We start from the raw sequence: 19,926 nt of genomic DNA on the forward strand, positions 1-19,926 counted from the left end.
GCGGGTAGCTCACCCCCCTCCCTAACCCTCCCCCCCAAGGGGGGAGGGAACAAGACAACGAACCCCGGACGGGGGTTTAGTAAATGAGCGCCAGCCCCGTCACGAGTGGGACCTGGAACAGCAGGCCGCTGACCGTGAACCCCGGCGGGTACAGGTAGTACGGCGTCGGGCCGCCCGGCATGCACTTCCCGGCGCTCGTGTCGTACCGGTTCTTGTGGACCCCCGACGCGTAGTTGTGCGGGAGCAGGGCCACGTCCTTGATGAAGTACAGCGACGACACGAACGCCTGCGCCGGCCCGAGGTCCCACGCCGCCCGCTCCCCGTTCGGCTCCTCGAAGTACAGCCGGCGGTGGATCACGTAGTTCGGCTCCAGCCGCGTCTGCATCGGCGGGTACGCTTCCGTCTTCGGCCGGTACGTCAGCGGCTCCGTGGACAGCGGGGCCGGGACCGGGAACGGGTCGCGGCGGTTGCCGAGTTCCTGCTGAATCCGGCCGTCCAGGTCCTTGTCGGACGTGAGCCGGAACACGTTGTCCCGGTTCGGCAGCGTCCCCTTCGTCAGCTCCGGCTGCCGGCCCTCGGTCACGGCCGGCGGGTCCTTCTTCGGCAGCGGCTCGTCCTTCTTCGGCTCCGCCTGCGGCGGGCGGACGAACGCCGTCGGCACGGCCGGGACGCTCACCGGCGCGGTCTCGCCGGCGGTCTTCTGGAACGTCAGCGTCTTCGGGACGAGGCCCGGTTGCGTCGGGATCGGGGCGGCCGTGACGGTCAGCTTCGGGAGCGTGCCGACCGGCACGCCGGGCGTGGTCGGGACTTGTTGGAACGGCGTCCACTTCGGCGGCGGCTGGCCGGTGACGGCAGACGGCGGGACACTCGCCGGCGGCTGGGCGAACAGCCCGCCGCCGACGGCCGCGAGGACGGCGAGGCTAATCCCCGTCCGCCGTGCCGTAGTTCGACACGCTGTAGTTCGGGGCTTCTTGCGTGATTGAGATGTCATGCGGGTGGCTCTCCTGTACCGACGCCCCGCTCACCTGGATGAACCGGGCCTTCGTCCTGAGTTCTTCGAGCGTCCTGGCTCCGACGTACCCCATGCCCGACCGGATGCCGCCGACCAACTGGAACACGAACGGCGCGAGCGGCCCCTTGAACGGGACCCGCCCCTCGACGCCCTCCGGGACCATCTTCCCGTTCGCCGTCCCGCCGCCCTGCTGGTAGCGGTCGGCGCTGCCGGCCTGCATCGCCCCGAGCGACCCCATGCCGCGGTACGCCTTGAACGTCCGCCCGCGGTAGAGGATCACCTGCCCCGGACTCTCGGCCAGCCCGGCGAACAGCCCGCCGATCATGACGCTGTGCGACCCGACGGCGAGGGCCTTCGTGATGTCCCCGGAGTACCGGATGCCGCCGTCCCCGATGACGGGAACGCCGGACCCCTTCAGCGCCTTGACGGCGTTGTGGATCGCGGAAATCTGCGGCACGCCCACGCCCGACACGATCCGCGTTGTACAAATGCTCCCCGGTCCCACGCCGGCCTTTACGCCGTCCGCCCCCGCGTCGGCCAGCGCCTTCGCCCCGGCCTCCGTCGCGACGTTCCCGGCGATCACGTCGATCGCGTACCGCCGCTTCAGCTCCTTCACCGTCTCCACGACGTTCCGCGAGTGGCCGTGCGCCGAGTCCACGACCAGCACGTCCACCCCGGCGTCGATGAGCGAGTGCGCCCGCTCGAAGTCCAGCACCCCGATCGCCGCCCCGACCCGCAGCCGGCCGCGGGTGTCCTTGCACGCGTTCGGGAAGTTCTGCGCCTTGTCAATGTCCTTGATCGTGATTAACCCCTTCAGTCGGTATTCATCGTCCACCAGGAGCAGCTTCTCCACCTTATTTTTCGTCAGCCGCCGCTCCGCCTCCTCCAGCGTCGGGGCCTCGTTCCCCGAAACCACCGCCGTGACCAGGTTCTCCTTCGTCATCACCTCGGACAGCTTCTGGTCGTTGTCCGCGAGGAACTTCAGGTCCCGCCGGGTGAGGATGCCCTTCAGGTAGCCGTTCACGGTGATCGGCACGCCGCTGATGTGGTGCTGCTCCATGATCCGGCGGGCGTTGCCGACGGTCTCGTCCGGCGGGAGCGTGACCGGGTCGGTGATGATGCCGTTCTCGGACCGCTTGACCTTGTCCACCTCGCGGGTCTGGGCCGGGACGGACAGGTTCTTGTGGATGATCCCGATGCCGCCCTCCTGGGCGAGGGCGATGGCGAGTTCGCTCTCGGTGACGGTGTCCATCGGCGACGAGATGATCGGGACGTTCAGCCGGACGGACCGGGTGAGTTGGGTGCGAACGTCCACGTCCTTCGGCACGACCTCGCTGTAGCCGGGTTCGAGCAGCACGTCGTCGAAGGTGATGCCCTGATACGCGATCCGGTCCTGCATGGCGTGCCCTCGGGATGGCCCCGCGGCCGCCGGGAACACGGGGTCGTGTGAAATAACGGTGATGGGGGATTATAGCAAGGGCGGCCACTTCCGACCGCGAAGGTGGCGTGAAGGGTCCGCCGCGGTTTTCGCTAGGGGTTGGGTCGTGCGGGGGATATGATCCGGGTCGATCCCTACTCCCACACCGAGGCGGCCGAACATGGACCCATTCTCCGGGGCGCTCGTCGCGGGCCTGAGCTTCTTCCTCATCCTGACCACGGCGGTCCCGTTCCTGCTGTTCCTCGTCGCGCTGGTGTACGTCGCCCTGCGGGTGCGGGACGCGAAGGCGGAACACCCGGACCCGGAACTCGGGCTGAAGACGGCGTACTGGTTCCTGTACACCCTCGGCGTCCTGGTCGCGCACTTCGGCGCGACGATCCTACTGTCCCACTGGCTGCAACTACTCGAACTGACCGGCCCGGCCCCGCAGCGGATGATGGTCCCCGGCGGGTTCGGGCGGCCGGCGGTGGCGGCGAACGACGACTGGAGCGCGGCGTCCCGGACCGGGTGGGGGATGACGCTGGCCGGCCTGTTGCTCGCCGGCGCGTTCTACCTCGTCGGCGCGCTCGGCACGCGGGACAAGGAGTGGCCGACGGTCCGCCGGGTGTTCACCGGCGGCCGGATCGCCGTCGGCGGCATGATCGTGGTGTTCGCGTTCACGTTCCTGTTCGTGATGCAGTTCCAACGGGAGTTGCCGCCGGGCCTCTACGAATCGGCGCTGGCGGCCCTCGCCGTGTGGCTGCCGTCGTTGGCGGTCCACGTCTTCCTGTTCCGGTGGGGCGGGACGCCGGCGTACCACGTCCCGGCCGAGGTCCCCCGGCGGCGGGGCCGCAGCCGGTACGTGGAGGACGAGGAACCGCGGGCGGAACCCGACCGTGCCCGGCAGACGCCGCGGGACGAGGAAAGCCCGCCGCGGCCGGACGACGACGAGGGCGAGCAGCCCCGCCGCCGGCGGCCCCGTGACGACGATTAAATCCTGCGACCGCGGGCGTCCCGCCCGCCACGGCCCCAGCCACTTGAGACAGGTCCCCGCGGCCGGGAAGGTGGGCGGGCGGGACGCCCGCGGTCCCAGCCCCGCCGCCGGCGGCCCCGCGACGATTAGCGAGCTAGACTACCCGCGATGCCCACGCTCGAATCCCTGCTGGCCGCGCTGCCCGGCGGGCGGCGCGTCTACCACTCGCTCCGCTGGTTGGGGCGGCTGCTCGCGCTGTGGCGAAGTCCGAACCGTCGGTTCCTCGCGTTCCCGCCGGGGCACTTCGCGTCGCCGCTGCCGGACCACGCCGACATCGAGCGGGACCACCCGCGGCTCGCGACCGCGACGGCGTTGCCGGGAATTGATCTGCGAGTTGCGGGGCAACTCGAACTGTTGAAGCAGCTCGCCGGCGAGTTGCCGTTCCCGGACCGGCCGACGCCGGGGTTCCGCTACCACTTCGAGAACGAGTTCTTCTCCTACGCCGACGCGGCGTACCTCGTCGGCGTCCTCCGCCACGTCCGGCCGCGGCGGGTCGTCGAGGTCGGGTCCGGGTTCTCGTCCGCGCTGATGCTGGACGTTCGCGACCGGCTCGGGGTGTCGCCGGAGTTGACGTTCATCGAGCCGTACCCGACGCGGCTGAACGCGCTCTTGACGGCGAAGGACCGCGCGAGTTGCACGTTGATCGAGAAGCCGGTGCAGGCCGTGCCGCTGGACGTGTTCCGCCGGCTGGGGGCGAACGACATCCTGTTCATCGACTCGTCGCACGTGGCGAAGATCGGGTCGGACGTGAACCACCTGTTTTTCGAGGTGCTCCCGGCCCTGCGGCCGGGCGTGCTGGTTCACGTCCACGACATCTTCTGGCCGTTCGAGTACCCGAAGGCGTGGTACGACCGCGGCTGGGCGTGGAACGAGGCGTACCTACTGCGAGCGGTCTTGACGAGTGGCGGGCGGTATCGCGTGGTGCTGTTCCCGTCGTACCTGGAGGCGCATCACGCCGAGGCGGTGCGGGCGGCGATGCCGACGGCGTTGCGGCGGGCGGAGGCGACCCCGGAGACGGGGGCGAGCAGTGTGTGGTTGGAGGTGACGGACAAGACCTGACTTCCGAAGTCCGGCTTCGACTTCGGAAGTCGATCCCACGGAGGGGCGTTCGCGAGAAACGGGTGTCATTGCCGCATCGACTTCCGAAGTCGAAGCCGGACTTCGGAAGTCTGGGTCTTACCGGAACAGGTGGCTGTAGACGCCGTGGCAGCTGTTCGCCGGGACGCCGATGCCGGGGCCGTAGATCGGCGTCGGGCAGTTCTTCCGCAGCCCGCTGAGGCCGCCGCACCCGTTCGCCCCGTGGAACACGCTGATCGGCAGGTCGCTACAGCCGGGGTTGCACGCCGCGAAGAACCCCTTCGAGCTGCCGAGCGCGAACTTCGCGTCGCAGCAGGCGTTGCCGCCCGCGAGCTTGCCGAGCAGCGCCTTTTTCGTGCCCGCGCTGCACCCGCCGCAGTCCGCGGCCGTGCCGACGCCGTTCACGACGACCGGGGCGCACGTGTCGCAGTCCTTCTTCCCGCCGGCCTGGGCGAACCCGCCGACGACGAGGGCGAGCGCGGCCGCGGCCAGGGTCCGCATCATCAGTCCGTGACGCATGGTGTGTTCCTTTCAAAGTGAAGAATCGAGGCCGCTGATTGTTTCGCGGCACGTCTGGCATCGGCGGGAAGGGATTCGTCGAATCGGGGACAGCGAAAAAAATGTGCGAACCGGATTCAAGTCCCGGTCGGGTTCGTGCAGAGTTGCCGAGGGCGGCGGAAACGGCAGTCGATGGGGTGGGCGGGGATGTGCCTACTGTTCCAGTCGCGCGAGCAGCCGGCCGTAGTCCGCGGCCCGGTCGGTCCACAGCCCGCGGCGGCGGGCCTTCCGGTTCGGCCAGTTCACCAGGTTCAGGTGGTCGGCGTTCCACACGTCCGTCCGCTCGCCCCACGTCGCGCTCGCGAGGCTGACCACGCCGTCGTTCGGCCCCTCGGCCTTGGCGACAATCCGCGAGGGCAGCCACCAGACGGCCGCGAGCAGCGGCCTCTCGCACACCCCGGCGACCGACGCGTACCGCACGCCCGGCGCGTCCGGCACGTCCTCGTTAAACCGCCGGCACGCGTCGATCGTTAAATCGTGAAACGCATCCTCCGGCAGTCCGGCGGCGCGGAGCAGCGGGCGGAAGAACCGCGCCATCCGGTACAGCCCCCAATCGGCGAACGTCGTCCCGCGGTGCGGCGTGCCGATGGTCGTCAGCGACAGGACGCGGTTCTCGCCGCCGAGCTTCGAGATCATGTACCGGGCGTCCAGCCCGCCGAGGCTGTGGCCGACGACGTGGACCGGCTGCGGCCCGACTTCCCGCTTCAGGTACGAGAGCAACTCCGCGGCGCGGGTGGCGACGCCGGCCGTCGGGCTGAGCCGCGGCACGAGGACGCGGTTCCCGGCGGCCCGCAACGAGTCGCCGATGCCGGGGAAGTATTCCTTCACCGGGCGGCGGCAAACGAGGATGCGGTCGAACCCGCACAGGCCGTGGAGGAGCACGATCGGGGCACGCAGCGTCGGCGCGACAGGCACGTTCATGTCGGTTGCAATCCGTTCGGCGATCCGTACCATGTCGGCGATTCGGGACGTGGCGGTTTAACAAATCGGACACGGTTTCTGAACGGGACTAACCTAGCACCTTCACGGTTTCTACGCCATGCAAATTTCGACCGCGACCCCCGGCAAGACCCGCATCGGCTGGATCGGCACCGGCGTCATGGGCCGGTGGATGTGCGAGCACGCCATGAAGAAGGGGTACGCCGCGACGGTGTACAACCGTAGCCGGGAGAAGGCCCAGCCGCTGCTGGACCAGGGGGCGGCGTTCGCGGACACGCCGAAGGCGGTGGCCGCGGCGAGCGACGTGGTGTTCGCCATCGTCGGCTTCCCGGCCGACGTGCGGGAGGTGTTTTTGGGGAAGGACGGGGCGCTGGCCGGGGCGAAGGCGGGCACGGTCCTGGTGGACATGACGACGAGCGAGCCGAGCCTGGCGGTCGAGATTTACGAGGCCGCGAAAGCGAAGGGCGTAGCGTCGCTCGACGCGCCGGTCAGCGGCGGCGACGTGGGGGCGAAGAACGCGGCCCTCAGCATCATGATCGGCGGCGATCAGGGCGTGGTGGCCGCGGTGACGCCGATCTTCGAGGCGATGGGCAAGACGATCGTTCACCAGGGCGGGCCGGGGGCCGGGCAGCACACGAAGATGGTGAACCAGATTCTGATTTCGGCGAACATGATCGCGGTGTGCGAGGGGCTGCTGTACGGGTACAAGGCGGGGCTGGACCTGGAGACGGTGTTCAAGAGCGTGAGCGTCGGGGCGGCCGGGAGCAAGGCGCTGGAGGTGCTGGGGCCGCGGATGCTGGCCCGGAACTTCGAGCCGGGGTTTTACGTGGAGCACTTCATCAAGGACATGGGCATCGCGCTGAAGGAGGCGGAACGGATGAACCTGTCGCTGCCGGGCCTGGCGCTGGCGAAGCAGCTGTACGAGAGCGTGCGGGCCATCGGCTACGGCCGCAAGGGGACGCACGCCCTGCTGCTGGCGCTGGAGGCGATGAGCGGGGTGAAGCGGTAACGGGTTCCACGGCCGGTCGGATTCGGGTACAGTGTGGGTGAACGAACCCCGTGGAATGGAACCATGATCGCGACGCCATCGGCCCCGGACAACGATATGTTCGACCGGATGCTCAACCCGATCCGCGACGCACTGACGCCGGAGGTGGCGCAGGCCATCGTCGATTTGCGGGCGGACGCCACGGTTCAAGCACGGATCGAGGACTTGGCCGACCGCCACCACGAAGGACAACTCACGGCCGACGAGTTGGCCGAGTACGCGAACCTCGTCGGGGCGACGAACATGATCGCCGTCCTTCAGGCGAAGGCGCGGTCGGTGTTGAAGGCCCGTCGGGCGTCATGATCGGGGCCGCGACCCGCCGGTTCGTCCGCGAACGAGCCGGCCATCGGTGCGAATACTGTCGGATGCGGCAGGACGACGAGCCGTTCGTCACGTACCAAACCGAACACGTCATCGCGATCCAACACGGTGGGGACGACGACCCGGACAACCTCGCGCTGGCCTGCTCCCACTGCAACCACCACAAGGGGCCGAACCTCGCGGGCATCGACCCGGACACCGGTGCGATTGTCCCGCTGTTCCACCCCCGTCGTCAGGAATGGTCCGAGCATTTCCGAGTTGAAGGGAACCGAATCTTCGGCCGGACGGCCACGGGTCGGACGACCGTGAGGGTGTTGGTCATGAACGCCCAGGTTCGTGTCGATTTGCGGGCGGAAGTCGATTCCATCGAGGCAGGATGATCGACCGCCGTTGTCAGTTGCCCGAAGGGTTCACCACCACCCCCACCAGCACGTCGTACCCGGCGTGCGCCCCGACGGCGATCCCGAACCCGCGGGCCACGTAGATCGCCGTGAAGAACAGCCCGGCCAGCGCCCGGAACAGGAACACCGGCGTGTGCATCGGCTCCCCATACGGGCCGACGTGGTGCGCCGCCGCGAACACCCCCGCCGCGAACACCCCCGCCACCGGGACCGCGACCACGCTCGGGAACAGCACGCACCGCAGCAGGAACACGCTCAGCGAGAACAGGCCCAGCCGGAACAGCACTTCCTCGTAGATGCCCGCGCCGATGAACGTCACGAACTGCCCGGCCGCCACCGTCTTGAACTGAATCTGGTTCAGCGGCAGCCCGGCCAGCTCCATCAGCGGGCGGAAGTTCCGGCTGATGCCCCACAACAGGAAGGCATACCCGACGCTCTCCACGAGCATCCCGAACCACGTCGAAACAATTTTCTTGGGCCGATCCTTTTCAAACGGCGAGCGGATGAGGAACAGCCCGAGAACCACGAGCGGTACGGCCCAAAGTTGGCCGAAGCCGTAGCGTTCGAGGAACCACCGCAGCCAGATGTCGGCCCCGTTGCGGAGGCCGTCCGGGTTCGGGCCGCCAAGCCAGTGGATGCCGACCTCGTAGACGGCGAACAGCGGCAGCAAGAAGAGGAAGCACGCCCACGGGTGGCGGGTGGCCGCGAGGTAGCTGGGGTCTTTGCGTTCGGCCACGGCAGTCTCGGAACGGGCGGCGGTGCGAGGATTCCGGTTATTCGCCCGCCGCCGCCCGGCATTTCGTCACAGGCACAGGTCCGGATACCACTCGCCGAGCTTCGCCCGCCGCTCGGCCGCGGACAAGGCCCGCACGATGCTCCCGACGCCGGCCGCGGCGAGGTCCACGAACTCCGGCCGCGGCAGCATCTCGCCGTCCGCGTTCGTCAGCACCGCGACGACCGGCCGCATCGACGCCCGCAGGTTCGTCCGGCTGTTGTGCGTCGCCGCCACCACCGCGACGCGGCCGTCGGTCAACTCCACCACCGTGCCGACCGGGTGGAACGACAGGTGCAGCAAGTACTCGGCGAAGTCGCGGTCGAGCTTCCCCTGCTCCGCGAGGAGCATCACTTCCGTGAGCGCCGCCCGCGGGTCCGTCGCCGGGCGGTGCGGGCGGGCGGCCATCAGTGCCGCGTACACGTCCGCCACGGCCAGGAGGCGCGGCAGCGTCGGGATGTCGTCCGTCCGCTGGCCGCTCGGGTAGCCCGTGCCGTCGAGCCGCTCGTGGTGGGCCAGCACCATCTCGGACAGCGGCGCGGTTTCCGGCAGTGCCCGCGCGATGATTTCGGACGAGCGGAAGGCGTGACCCTCGATCTTCCGGCGGTCGTCGTCCGTCAACTGGTCCGCCTTCGCCAAGACTTCCGCGGGAACGTCGAGCATCCCCACGTCCATCATCAGCGCCGCGATGACCGGCAGCGTCGGCTTCATCGCCCACTCGTAGTCGTGCGGGATCAGCCGGGCGAGCACTTGACAGACGTTCAGTGAATGGCACGCGACGAACTTCGCCACGCCGTCCGTCGTCGGGTCGCAGGACAGGAACCGCATCCGGCCGCCCTGCCGCGCATCGTCGAGGATGACTTCCGCGAGATCGACGAAGGCGTTCACATGAACCGCACGGCCCGTGTGCATGGCCGTCAGCAGGAACGACAGCCGCTCCAGCCGCGACTCGTCCGACCGGCGGAGGGCGATGGCGTGTTCCAGGACGCCGAGCCGGTGGCGGATGACCTTGAGCAGGTGCTCGAACCCGTCGCACATCTTGAGTTGGGCTTCGGCCGCGGGCGGGAAGATTTGCGCGAGCCGCAGGGCGGAATCCGTCAGCCCGACCGTGCCGCGGTGGAACGCGGCGAGCGGGTCGTCGTCCGCGAACGGCTGGGTGGCGATCTTCTTCTGGTGATCGACGATCTGCTTCGCGTCCGTGAGCAGCCGGAAGGCGCGGGCGGTCAGCTTCGGCGGCTCGGTCGCGACGGCAGTGGAAGGATAGGTTGCCGCGAGCCGCTGCACGGACTGGGCGAGTTGCCCCGGCTCCGCGAGGGCGGTCGCGTCGCCCGCCGGGACGAGCCGCGGCACGTCTTCGAGGCGTGCGCGGAACGCGGAGATTTTCGCCAGCAGTTGCCGCGTGTCCGACATGTGCCACCCCGTTCAGTCGTCGCGTGCGGCCGGCCCCCCAGCCGAACCGCACGGGACGATCCCCCGCCACGGGTATCGGCACACGGCGGTGGTAACTTGAGCCGATTTTGCCGGTCGTGCGGGCGAAAATGCCCGTTCTTGTCGATGTGTACAAATTATCATTATAGGTGTCGCGTCAACCCAGGTGGCGATTCCGCCAGGGGGCCACCCCGTGGCGGTGGCGGCGGTGGCGGTGTCACCTGTCAGGTTGGCAGCCGATCCACCTTTGCCAGCGTGCCCAGTCGCGCGGAGCGGGGTTGCGTCCGGCCGCGGCGCAAGTTATACCCGCCCGCTCACTCTCATACCATTCACCACCCACACCCGACGGGAAGGACCCTGCCGTGAGCTCGCGACGTTCCCCGGCCGACCAAACCGAAGTCTTCGACAGCACCGACGACACGCCCGTCCTCGCCACCGCGTTGCGGGCCGCGGACGCGGCCGAGAAGCCGAAGGCCGCGGAGGAGGGCGGCATGAGCATGTTCTGGCGGGTGTTCGGCGGGACGATCCTCAGCATCGTGGCGCTCGTCGCCATCACCCTGTTCAACAGCCTCAGCACGAGTATCTCGGAACTCCGCGCGGCCGTCGCGAAGCTGTCCGAGGAGCGGGCGGAGTTGGTGAAGAAGGACGAGTTCGGCACGCGGATGACCTCGAACTGGGACCGGGTGCAAACGCTCCAGGCGCAGAACAACGAGCAGAACGCGACCATCCGGACGCTGCGGGCCGAGCTGGACGGGTTCAAGGAGAGGCTGGCCCGCAACTGCACCGACCTGGAGTCCGCGCGGAAGGAGCTTGCCCCTGTGGACGGGCTGAAGGAGAAGGTGACGACCCTGCTCGCGGAGGCGAAGGCGGCCCGCGACGACGTGACGAAACTGCGGCAGGACGTGGACAAGAACCAGACCGCGGACGGCGAGCGGAAGGCGCACCGCGACGCGCAGCACAAGGAGATCGAGAAGACGCTGAAGGAGGTCCAGGCCGGGTTGCAGGAGGTGCAGATCAAGCTGGCCCGGCTGGAAGGGTCGCAGGGGGCGGCCCCGCCGCGGGCGACGCCCGCCCGCCCGATGAAGCCGGCCGCGGACGAAAAGGCGGCCGAGCCGCCGGGGTCCTAGACCTTGCGGACCAGGTCGGCCGCGCCGACCCGGACCGTCCGCCGGCCGCGGGGGATCGGCGTGGGGTGATCGACCTGCGCGTTCATCGCCGGGAACAGGACGCGGACGGTCGTGCCGCGGCCCTTCTGACTGTTCACCTGGATCGCCCCGAGGTGGTCCTGTACGATGCCCAGCACGGCGGCCATGCCGAGGCCGCGGCCGGGGAACTTCGTGGTGAAGAATGGCTCGAAGACGCGGGCGAGGGTAGCGGTGTTCATGCCGCACCCGGTGTCCGTCACCTCGAGTTGCACGTACTCGCCGGGCGTCAGCTCGTTGCCGTTCACCCACTCGCGGGCGGCCGTGTTCTCCCCGAGGGCGACGGTCGAGGTGCGGATCACGATCTCGCTGCGGGACTCCGTGTCCACCGTCGCCTCCGCGGCGTTCGTCACGATGCTCATGAGCAGTTGACGGACCTTCGACTCGTCGGCGATGGCGATCGCCCCCTCCTCGGCCAGTTCGTACCGGATCGGCGAGTGCCGCGCGACGACGACGGTGATGAGCTGCTGCGACGACCGGACCACTTCCGTCAGATTCACCGGCCCGCGGTGCGTGTCGGTCTGCCCCGCGAACATGCTGAGCTGCTTCGTCAACTCGGCGGCCCTCTGCGCCCCCTCCAGCACGTCGGCGAGCATCGGCCGGACCTCGTTGTCCGGCGGCAAGAGGAGTAGTGACAGGTCGGTGTTGCCGATGACGCTGGTGAGGACGTTGTTGAACTCGTGGGCGATGCCGCCGGCGAGCACGCCGATGGCCTCGTACTGCTGGGTCTGGATCGCCTGGGCCTCGAGCGCCTTCCGCTCGGCCTCGGCCCGCTTCTGGTCGGTCACGTCCAGCCCGACGGCGTGGTACTCGACGACGACGCTGCTCGCCATGTCCACCGCCCGCGCCGTCCACCGGAACCACCGGGTCTCGTTCGCCGGCGTCGTCACCTTGCTCTCGAAGTAGATCGGCTTGTCCGGGTTGTCGAGGTCGCGGAGTTGCGCGAGCGTCGCCGGGTCGCGGGCCAGGCCGACCGTCTCGAAGAAGTTGTGGGACGACTTCGCCTTGCGGAGGTCGGTCCGGGTGAAGCTCTTCGGGTCGCCGATCTTCGGCAGCAGGAACGCCCGGCGGAACGTCTCGTTCACGAACACGAGGACGCCGTCCGTGCTGAACCGGCAGATGAGCGCGGGGTTGTCGTGGACGAGCGCCCGGTACGTTTCCTCGCCGGCTTGCAGCTTCCGCTCGACGTAGTCCCGCTCGGCCAGCAGGGCGGACAACCCAAGGGCGACGACGGACCCGGTGATAAGGTACGCCCAGGTCGTGTACAGCCGGATCGACGGGTCCAGGTAGACGCACGGCCCGTGCTGGCGGAAGTTGGAGAGGATGACGAACACGCCGATGATGAGCACCTGGACGGTGGCCGGCCACGCCCGGTGGACGGCGGCCGTCCACGCGATGAACAGGAACGGCAGGAAGGCGGCCGGCAGCGACCACGGGCCGTTCGGCACGTACCCGCTGAACAGCAGGCCGCAGACGGCGAGCGTTTGGCCGAAGTTTACGAGGACGCTTCGGAGTTGCCCCTTCCGGCGGTACCGGGCGAGCAACCCGCCGGACCAGGCGAGGACGACCGGCGCGACGATGACCACCCCGCCGGCGTCGCCGAGCCACCACATGAGGAACGCGTACCCGGCCCTCGCCCACGGGAACGCCCCGGTCGCCGCCGACCACGTCGCGCCGACCGCGGCGCTCACGGCCGTCCCGGCGAACCCGACGCCGACCAGCACGACCACGTCGTGCAGCGACTCGAACTGCGGGTTCAACCGGTACCGCTTGAACAGGTAGGCCATCAGCACCGTCGCCGCCGTGGAACCGGCCGCAATCCCGGCGGCCGCGACCGGCCCGCCGAACGGATAATTCGCGGCGAACGCCCCGACGAAGACGCCGGGCCACAAGGCGAGGCGACCGCGGAACAACACGGCGACCGCGATCCCGATCGGGGCCCAGAACAGCGACACCATCGACCCGACGGACGGGATGAGCAGCCCGATCTGGGCGGTCAGATAGTAGGCGACGGCCAGGCCGAGGGTCTGAACACACCAAACGAACCAGGTGGTCGGCCGGTTGACCGGGATGTGAACGGTGGTCGAGCGGGTTGACATCTATAAAGACTCAAGCGGGCGACACAACTCGATGCCGAGTTGCGGAAGACTACTTCCATTTCATCGAAGAAACGTCGGGAAATGATGCGGATTTTCAGATCGCGCCATACTCGGGTTACAAAACCAAGACGGGGGACGAACCGGGAAGCGATTCGATCACGACGGGAAACAGACTCGCGGCGGCCGGGGGTGGCCGCCGCGGGGGAATGCGTGGACGTAAGTACCGGCATCATCCGATCAACTTTCTCAGCTCCTTCACGTACCGCGGCACGGCGGCCTTCGGGTCTTCCGCGGCCTCGTACTCGAGTGCGGCGAAGCCGTGAAAATTCGCGTCCTTCAAAATCTTGACGTACCGGCCGAGGTCGGCCTCCGACTTTTTGCCGCCCGCGGGGAACACTTCTGTCTTGATCTGGCAGACGACGCCGTAGGGGGCGATCTTCGCCACGTCCGCGTACGGGTCGGCCGTCTTGAAGTTCCCGGTGTCGATGTTCACGCCGAGGTGCGGGCTGTTGATGGGCTTGACGAGCGCGAGTAGCTGCTCCGGCGTGGCCGTGATGCCGCCGTGGTTCTCGAGCGCGAGCAGGACGTTGTGCTTCGCCGCGACTTCGAGACACTCCTCCGTCGCCGCGATGACCCGCTTCTGGGCCGCGTCCAGCGTCTCGCCCTTCTCCAGGTTCCCGGCGAAGATGCGGACCGTTTTCGAGCCGAGCCGCGCGGCGCGAGCCGTCCAGTCCTTGACGAGGTCGATCTGCACCCGCCGCTTCGCGTCGTCCTTCAGGCAGAAATTGTTGCCGACCGGCACGCCGGAGATGGCGAGTTTCTTCTTCTCCGCGTGCGCCCGCAGCTTGTCCAGGTAGGCGTCGGTCGTCTCGGCGAAGTAGTACGACGTGAGTTCGACGGCGTCGAGCGGCAGATCGGCCGCGAGGTCGATGAAGTCGAACAGCGTCATCGTCGGCTTCTTCAGGTCGAGCGCCTGGCGGAAGCTGTACGCGGCGAGGCTGAGCTTGATGTCCGGCTTGTCGGACGGCCGCTTGATCGGCTCGATGCCGACGGCGAGCGGCGCGGAAACGGCCGCCACGCCGACGGCGAGGAACGAACGACGGGTGAGCATGAGGTGTGGCTCCGAGGTCAGGGGAGGAGGTCGGCAACGGCGATCGTCGCGGCGGGCTGGGCAAGCGGCGTGATCGTGTCGCCGACGTTGAGCGTCTGCTGTGTTGCGTAGCGGTGGCCGCGCGGGGCGGTCGGGTCGGCGACGGCGTCGCGGAAGACGAGTAACTGCCGACCGGTCACGTCGAGCACCCAATAATCTCGAATCCCGGCAGCGGCATACAGATTCGATTTTCCGCCCGAGTCATACGGTAGCGACGAATCGGCGACTTCTACGACGAGGGCGGCGGTTTGCGGGTGCGCGGTTGAAAAGTCCCGAGGCGAGCCGGCGATGACGGCCAAGTCGGGAACGGGGTCGGTGTCGAGCGTCGTCGGTAATCCGGTTTGGACCCGAAGGAAATGCCCGACACGGAACACGTCGAGCAGTTTGTACATCGTCAACGTAACACCGGTGTCGTGCGGCGGGTTCGGGTTGGGCATGTCCAGAATCTCCCCGTCCACGAGGATCACGGATTGTCCTTCAAACACGCCCGCGTCGCCGAGGTTGTGGAACTGCTCGCAGGTCCACCGAAGGGGCTTGGGTACGAACACGGGCATGGCGACCGGTGGCGGTAATAGCAAGGCGGTCATTGACACCTCCTAACTTTCCATGCAGTTTACCACGCGGGTTGACTCACTTCGCCAGCAGCTGCCGGAGTACGTAGGGCAGGATGCCGCCGTGCTGGTAGTACAGCACCTCCTGCGGCGTATCGACCCGCAGCAGCGCCTCGAAGAATTTGTCGCCGGTGTTCACCGTCAGGAACACCTTGCCCGTCCCGACCTTTCGCAGCGCCTCCTGGATGCCGGGCAGGGCGAACACCTCCTCGCCGGTCAGCCCCAGCGATGCCACGCTATCGCCGGCCTTGAACTGGAGCGGCAGCACGCCCATGCCGACGAGGTTGCTGCGGTGGATCCGCTCGAAGCTCTCGGCGATCACCGCCTTCACGCCGAGCAGGTTCGTCCCCTTCGCCGCCCAGTCCCGGCTCGACCCGCTGCCGTACTCCTTGCCGCCGAGGATGACCAGCGGCGTCCCGGCCTGCTGGTACTTCATCGACGCGTCGAAGATGCTCATCTGCTCGCCGGTCGGCAGGAACCGCGTCACCCCGCCCTCGACGCCGGGGACCAGCTGGTTCTTCAGCCGGACGTTGGCGAACGTGCCCCGCATCATCACGTCGTGGTGGCCGCGGCGGGCCCCGTACTGGTTGAAGTCCTTCGGCTCGACGCCGTGCGAGATCAGGTACTTCCCGGCCGGGGAGTCCTTCTTGATGTTCCCGGCCGGGCTGATGTGGTCGGTCGTGATGCTGTCGCCGAGGACGGCCAGGCAGCGTGCGCCGACGATGTCCGTCACCGGCGGCGGGGTCGTGCCCATGCCGACGAAGTACGGCGGGTTCGCGATGTACGTCGAGGTCGGAACCCAGGCGTACCGGTCGCCGGTCGGCACGGTCAGCGCCCGCCAGTTCTCGTCGCCGGCGTAGACGCTCGCGTAGGTCTTCTTGTAGCTCTCCTGCGTGATGGCCGTGTCGATCACGTCCTGCACTTCCTGCTGCGTCGGCCACACGTCCTTCAGGAACACGTCGCGGCCCGCCGGGTCCTGGCCGAGCGGCTCGGCGTCCCAGTCGATGTCCACCTTCCCGGCCAGCGCGTAGGCGACGACCAGCGGCGGCGACGCGAGGTAGTTCGCCCGCACCTCGGCGTGGACGCGGCCCTCGAAGTTCCGGTTCCCGGACAGCACGGCCGACACGACGAGGCCGTTCGACGTGATCTCCCGGCTGATCGCGTCCGCCAGCGGGCCGCTGTTCCCGATGCACGTCGTGCAGCCGTACCCGACGACGTGGAACCGCTGCTTTTCCAGTTCCGGGAGAAGGTTCGAGTTCGTCAGGTACTCGGTCACGACCTTCGAGCCGGGGGCGAGGCTCGTCTTCACCCACGGCTTCGTGGCCAGCCCCTTCGCGGCCGCCTTCTTCGCGACGAGGCCGGCGGCGACCATCACGGACGGGTTCGACGTGTTCGTGCAGCTGGTGATCGCCGCGATGACGACGCTGCCGTCGTGCAGGTGGCCGTTGAGCGACTCCGCCGCCGGCGCGCCGGCCATCGGTAGCCCGGCCGACTTCTTCGCCGCCTCCTTCAGCTTCGGCAGGCTGTCGCCGAAGTTCTTCTTCACGTCCGTGAGCGCCACGCGGTCCTGCGGCCGGGCCGGTCCCGCGAGGCTCGGCACGACCGTCGCCAGGTCGAGTTCGAGCGTGTCCGTGTACGTCGCGGCCGGGGTGGTCGCGTCGTGGAACAGGCCCTGTTCCTTGCAGTACGCCTCCACGAGCGCGATCTGCTCGTCGCTGCGGCCGGTCTGCCGGAGGTACTTCAGCGTCTCCGCGTCCACCGGGAAGATGCCGCACGTCGCCCCGTACTCCGGGGCCATGTTCGCGATCGTCAGCCGGTCCGCGAGCGACAGTTGCGGCAGGCCGGGGCCGAAGAACTCGACGAACTTGCCGACTACGCCCTTCTTGCGGAGCATTTGCGTGACGGTGAGGACCAGGTCGGTCGCGGTCGCGCCTTCTTTCAGCTTGCCGATCAGCTTGAACCCGACGACCTGCGGGATGAGCATCGTCACCGGCTGGCCGAGCATCGCGGCCTCGGCCTCGATGCCGCCGACGCCCCACCCGAGGACGCCGAGGCCGTTCACCATCGTCGTGTGGCTGTCCGTGCCGACGAGCGTGTCCGGGTAGGCCGTCCCCGCCTCATCGACGAACACCACGCGGGCCAGGAACTCGCAGTTCACCTGGTGGACGATCCCCGTCTCCGGCGGCACGACCTGGAAGTTGTTGAACGCCGTCTGCCCCCACCGCAGGAACGTGTACCGCTCCTGGTTCCGCTCGTACTCCAGCTTCGTGTTGTTCGCGAACGCCATCGGCGTGCCGGCCTCGTCCACCTGCACCGAATGGTCGATGACCAGCTCGACCGGGACGAGCGGGTTGATCTTCGCCGGGTCGCCGCCGAGCGCCTTCATCGCGTCCCGCATCGCCGCCAGGTCCACGACGCACGGCACGCCGGTGAAGTCCTGCATCAGCACGCGGGCCGGCGTGAACGCGATCTCGGCGTCCGGCTCCGCCTTCGCGTCCCACTTCGCCAGCGCCTCGATGTCCTTCTTCTGGACGGACAGGTTGTTCTCGGTCCGGAGCAGGTTCTCGAGCAGCACCTTCAGCGAGAACGGCAGGTTTTTCGCGGCCGGGAACTTCGCTTCGAGCGTGCGAAGGTTAAAGATCGTGTAGGTTTTCTCCCCGACGGCGAGGGCGGATCGGGTATTGAAGCTGTTCAGCATGACGACCTCAAAGTGTGAGCGAGTAGCCGGTGGAGGATATTGAAGAACTGCCGGGGCAGAAAGCAACGGGCGAAAGCCCAGGGTCGGCCGACCCTGGGCTTTCGCCCTCAAATACAATCTGCTCAAATACAAGTCATGCCCGACCTCACGCCGCCCGAAACCGATCTACTCGACCGCCTCCGCGGGGGTGACACGTCCGCCCTCGGCGAACTGTTCGACATCCACCGGGCGAAGCTCCGCCGGATGGTGCAGGTGCGGATGGACCAGCGGCTGAACGGCCGGGTCGCGCCGTCGGACGTGCTGCAGGAAGCGTACATCGACGCACTGAAGCGGTACCCGCACTTCTTCGAGAAGCCGGACCAGAACTTCTTCGGCTGGCTGCGGCTCGTCGTCGGCCAGCGGCTGACCGACTTGCACCGCGAGCACGTCCTGGCGAAGCGGCGGGACGTGCGGCAGGAGAAGCCGCTCGACGTGCCGGCCGGCCCGGCCACGTCCGCGTGCATGGCCGCGATTCTCGTCGCCGGGCTGACCTCGCCCAGCGGCGTCGCGGACCGTAACGAGCAGGCACTGAAGTTGGAGGCGGCGCTCGACGAACTGGACGCCGTGGACCGCGAGGTGCTGGCCCTACGGCACTTCGAGGAGCTGTCGAACAACGACACGGCGTCCGTCCTCGGCATCCAGCCGGCGGCCGCGAGCAAGCGGTACGTGCGGGCACTAACCCGGCTGAAGCAAATCCTGGAAGGGTTGTCGTAAGAAGAACGGGTTTTTGTACGCGGCAGTGCCAGGACCGCGGGCGTCCCGCCCGCCCACCTGCCCGACACGGGGACCGGCCTCAAGTGGCCGGAAGCGTGGCGGGCGGGACGCCCGCGGTCCCAGGGGTAGAAGCCGCCTCCAAACGGATCGCGTCCGACGGGCATATCAACTCGCACGCGGCGCACGACACGCAGTCGCCGGGCCGCGGCAGCCACGCGATTCGGCCGGCCATGCCGAGGCAGTCCGTCGGGCAGACCTCGACGCACTCGCCGCAGCCGGTGCATTTCGTTTCATCGACGACGGGCAGGTCCTTCATTCGGCCGTCCCCTCTTCCGCCAGGTCGATGACCGGGTCCGCCTTCGGTTGAACCGGTAAACCCTCGGCCGCGGCTGCCTGCCCCGCGCGTTCCAAGAGCGCCGCCATCAGCCCGCCGACGAGGTCTTCCAGCACCGGCCGGGACAGCGGCGGGAACAGCACGTACCGGACGCCGAGGTCGAGGGCCGTCGCGGTCCAGGCGATCCGCTCGTCCTCGCTCAGCTTCACGTCGCTGACGGCGACGGTCGCCACGCTCGGATGCGACCGGTACACGTCGCTGAGGAACGCGAGCGGGGCGGCCACGTCGTCCGCGTGCGGGTTGAGCTGCGCGAGCAGGACCGTCGGCCGCGGCTCGCGGAGGAGTGCCAGGCACGCCCCCGGTTGGCGGACTTCCTTCAGCAGCCAACGGTGGTCGGCCGCGAACGGGGCGAGCTGCTTGCCGAGCCAGTCGTCGAACGCGAGGATCACGAGCTGCGGGAATCGCATACCGGGATTGTACCCGCCGGCGGGAGGAACAGCTGCATGTAGGCCACGTCGAGCCAGCGGCCGAACTTGAACCCGACCTCGCGGAAGTGGGCCACCCGCTCGAACCCGAGGGCTTCCTGCAGCGCGAGGCTGGCGGCCTGTTCCGTGCAGGCCCCGCCGATGATCGTGCGGTGGCCGAGGGCCTTCGCCCGCTCCATCAGGTCGAGTACGAGCGCCCGGCCGACGCCGCGGCGGTGCAGGTCGTGGCGGACGTAGACGGACGCCTCGACCGAGTGGGCGTAGGCGCACCGCGATTTCCACGGCGACAGGGCCGCCCAGCCGACGACCGCGCCGCCGAGGTCGGCGACCGTGACGGGGTGGGCCGCAGAGCGGTCGAGTAGCCAATCGCGGCGTTCGTCCGCGGTGTCCGGCTCGACCTGGAACGTGCAGGTGGAGGTGAGGACGTAGTGGTTGTAGATGTCGCGGATGGCGTCCGCGTCCGCGAGCGTTGCGGGACGAACGTGGGGCGTGTCGGGCATGTGGAGGTTTCCAGTTCAATTTGTAGTTCGGGTCGAGGCTTTGCGAGGCCCGACTCTTGTTCCCTCCCCCCTTGGGGGGGAGGGTTAG

At 68.5% G+C, this 19,926-nt stretch carries 20 protein-coding genes; 7 read left to right on the forward strand and 13 right to left on the reverse strand.

Translation table 11 applies throughout. From position 1 onward, the window contains the following. Positions 1-76: 76 nt before the first annotated feature. On the reverse strand, positions 77-991 hold the full coding sequence (locus AC5JJ2_RS22550) for a hypothetical protein (RefSeq protein WP_495860294.1): 915 nt from the start codon (positions 989-991) through the stop codon (positions 77-79). Then, positions 921-2,411 (reverse strand): IMP dehydrogenase, encoded by a 1,491-nt coding sequence (gene guaB, locus AC5JJ2_RS22555; RefSeq protein WP_495860295.1) that lies wholly within the window; start codon positions 2,409-2,411, stop codon positions 921-923. The genes AC5JJ2_RS22550 and guaB overlap by 71 nt, the downstream gene beginning before the upstream one ends. A gap of 199 nt (positions 2,412-2,610) precedes the next feature. Between guaB and AC5JJ2_RS22560 the strand changes: the two genes are divergently transcribed. Beyond that, complete coding sequence (locus AC5JJ2_RS22560) at positions 2,611-3,423, forward strand: hypothetical protein (RefSeq protein WP_495860296.1); 813 nt, start codon at positions 2,611-2,613, stop codon at positions 3,421-3,423. Between the two features lie 147 nt (positions 3,424-3,570). Next, on the forward strand, positions 3,571-4,521 hold the full coding sequence (locus tag AC5JJ2_RS22565; RefSeq protein ID WP_495860297.1) for a class I SAM-dependent methyltransferase: 951 nt from the start codon (positions 3,571-3,573) through the stop codon (positions 4,519-4,521). 117 nt (positions 4,522-4,638) lie between these two features. Here the strand turns inward: AC5JJ2_RS22565 and AC5JJ2_RS22570 are convergent, their stop codons facing one another. Together AC5JJ2_RS22570 and AC5JJ2_RS22575 are read right to left on the reverse strand one after the other, a co-directional pair. Beyond that, a complete protein-coding gene (locus AC5JJ2_RS22570; protein WP_495860298.1) occupies positions 4,639-5,058 on the reverse strand; it encodes a hypothetical protein in 420 nt (139 codons plus the stop codon). Positions 5,059-5,250: 192 nt separating this feature from the next. Next, the gene (locus tag AC5JJ2_RS22575) at positions 5,251-6,018 is read right to left on the reverse strand and encodes a lipase family alpha/beta hydrolase (protein WP_495860299.1); all 768 of its coding nucleotides are present in this window, start codon (positions 6,016-6,018) and stop codon (positions 5,251-5,253) included. Between the two features lie 118 nt (positions 6,019-6,136). Between AC5JJ2_RS22575 and AC5JJ2_RS22580 the strand changes: the two genes are divergently transcribed. From AC5JJ2_RS22580 to AC5JJ2_RS22590, 3 genes are all read left to right on the forward strand, one after another. After that, positions 6,137-7,045 carry an NAD(P)-dependent oxidoreductase gene (locus tag AC5JJ2_RS22580; RefSeq protein ID WP_495860300.1) on the forward strand — a complete coding sequence of 303 codons (909 nt, stop codon included), beginning with the start codon at positions 6,137-6,139 and terminating at the stop codon, positions 7,043-7,045. 63 nt (positions 7,046-7,108) lie between these two features. After that, a complete protein-coding gene (locus AC5JJ2_RS22585; RefSeq protein ID WP_495860301.1) occupies positions 7,109-7,387 on the forward strand; it encodes a hypothetical protein in 279 nt (92 codons plus the stop codon). Then, entirely contained in the window at positions 7,384-7,785 is a 402-nt protein-coding gene (locus tag AC5JJ2_RS22590; RefSeq protein ID WP_495860302.1) for an HNH endonuclease, read from the forward strand. Before AC5JJ2_RS22585 ends, AC5JJ2_RS22590 begins: the two co-directional genes overlap by 4 nt. Before the next feature lie 13 nt (positions 7,786-7,798). Here AC5JJ2_RS22590 and AC5JJ2_RS22595 read toward each other — a convergent pair whose 3' ends face one another. Together AC5JJ2_RS22595 and AC5JJ2_RS22600 are read right to left on the reverse strand one after the other, a co-directional pair. Beyond that, on the reverse strand, positions 7,799-8,542 hold the full coding sequence (locus tag AC5JJ2_RS22595; protein WP_495860303.1) for a CPBP family glutamic-type intramembrane protease: 744 nt from the start codon (positions 8,540-8,542) through the stop codon (positions 7,799-7,801). Between the two features lie 66 nt (positions 8,543-8,608). Next, a complete protein-coding gene (locus tag AC5JJ2_RS22600; RefSeq protein WP_495860304.1) occupies positions 8,609-9,988 on the reverse strand; it encodes an HD-GYP domain-containing protein in 1,380 nt (459 codons plus the stop codon). A gap of 380 nt (positions 9,989-10,368) precedes the next feature. Between AC5JJ2_RS22600 and AC5JJ2_RS22605 the strand changes: the two genes are divergently transcribed. After that, positions 10,369-11,133 carry a hypothetical protein gene (locus tag AC5JJ2_RS22605; protein WP_495860305.1) on the forward strand — a complete coding sequence of 255 codons (765 nt, stop codon included), beginning with the start codon at positions 10,369-10,371 and terminating at the stop codon, positions 11,131-11,133. Here AC5JJ2_RS22605 and AC5JJ2_RS22610 read toward each other — a convergent pair. The 4 genes from AC5JJ2_RS22610 to acnA form a co-directional block, all read right to left on the reverse strand. Further along, positions 11,130-13,307, reverse strand: a complete 2,178-nt coding sequence (locus tag AC5JJ2_RS22610) for an MASE1 domain-containing protein (protein WP_495860306.1) — start codon at positions 13,305-13,307, stop codon at positions 11,130-11,132. The genes AC5JJ2_RS22605 and AC5JJ2_RS22610 overlap by 4 nt on opposite strands. A gap of 229 nt (positions 13,308-13,536) precedes the next feature. Next, on the reverse strand, positions 13,537-14,418 hold the full coding sequence (locus AC5JJ2_RS22615; RefSeq protein ID WP_495860307.1) for a sugar phosphate isomerase/epimerase family protein: 882 nt from the start codon (positions 14,416-14,418) through the stop codon (positions 13,537-13,539). Between the two features lie 17 nt (positions 14,419-14,435). Then, entirely contained in the window at positions 14,436-15,044 is a 609-nt protein-coding gene (locus AC5JJ2_RS22620) for a Uma2 family endonuclease (RefSeq protein ID WP_495860308.1), read from the reverse strand. 43 nt (positions 15,045-15,087) lie between these two features. After that, on the reverse strand, positions 15,088-17,766 hold the full coding sequence (gene acnA, locus AC5JJ2_RS22625; protein WP_495860309.1) for an aconitate hydratase AcnA: 2,679 nt from the start codon (positions 17,764-17,766) through the stop codon (positions 15,088-15,090). Positions 17,767-17,901: 135 nt separating this feature from the next. Between acnA and AC5JJ2_RS22630 the strand changes: the two genes are divergently transcribed. Next, the gene (locus tag AC5JJ2_RS22630; protein WP_495860310.1) at positions 17,902-18,519 is read left to right on the forward strand and encodes a sigma-70 family RNA polymerase sigma factor; all 618 of its coding nucleotides are present in this window, start codon (positions 17,902-17,904) and stop codon (positions 18,517-18,519) included. Between the two features lie 79 nt (positions 18,520-18,598). On the opposite strand, the gene AC5JJ2_RS22635 is transcribed toward AC5JJ2_RS22630, so the two are convergent. The 3 genes from AC5JJ2_RS22635 to AC5JJ2_RS22645 are packed head-to-tail and all read right to left on the reverse strand — an operon-like array spanning position 18,599 to position 19,838. Beyond that, the gene (locus tag AC5JJ2_RS22635) at positions 18,599-18,835 is read right to left on the reverse strand and encodes an ATP-binding protein (protein ID WP_495860311.1); all 237 of its coding nucleotides are present in this window, start codon (positions 18,833-18,835) and stop codon (positions 18,599-18,601) included. Next, positions 18,832-19,320 carry a hypothetical protein gene (locus tag AC5JJ2_RS22640; RefSeq protein WP_495860312.1) on the reverse strand — a complete coding sequence of 163 codons (489 nt, stop codon included), beginning with the start codon at positions 19,318-19,320 and terminating at the stop codon, positions 18,832-18,834. The genes AC5JJ2_RS22635 and AC5JJ2_RS22640 overlap by 4 nt, the downstream gene beginning before the upstream one ends. After that, entirely contained in the window at positions 19,299-19,838 is a 540-nt protein-coding gene (locus AC5JJ2_RS22645; protein ID WP_495860313.1) for a GNAT family N-acetyltransferase, read from the reverse strand. The genes AC5JJ2_RS22640 and AC5JJ2_RS22645 overlap by 22 nt, the downstream gene beginning before the upstream one ends. Positions 19,839-19,926: the final 88 nt, after the last annotated feature.

It is taken from the genome of Limnoglobus sp., assembly GCF_059499385.1.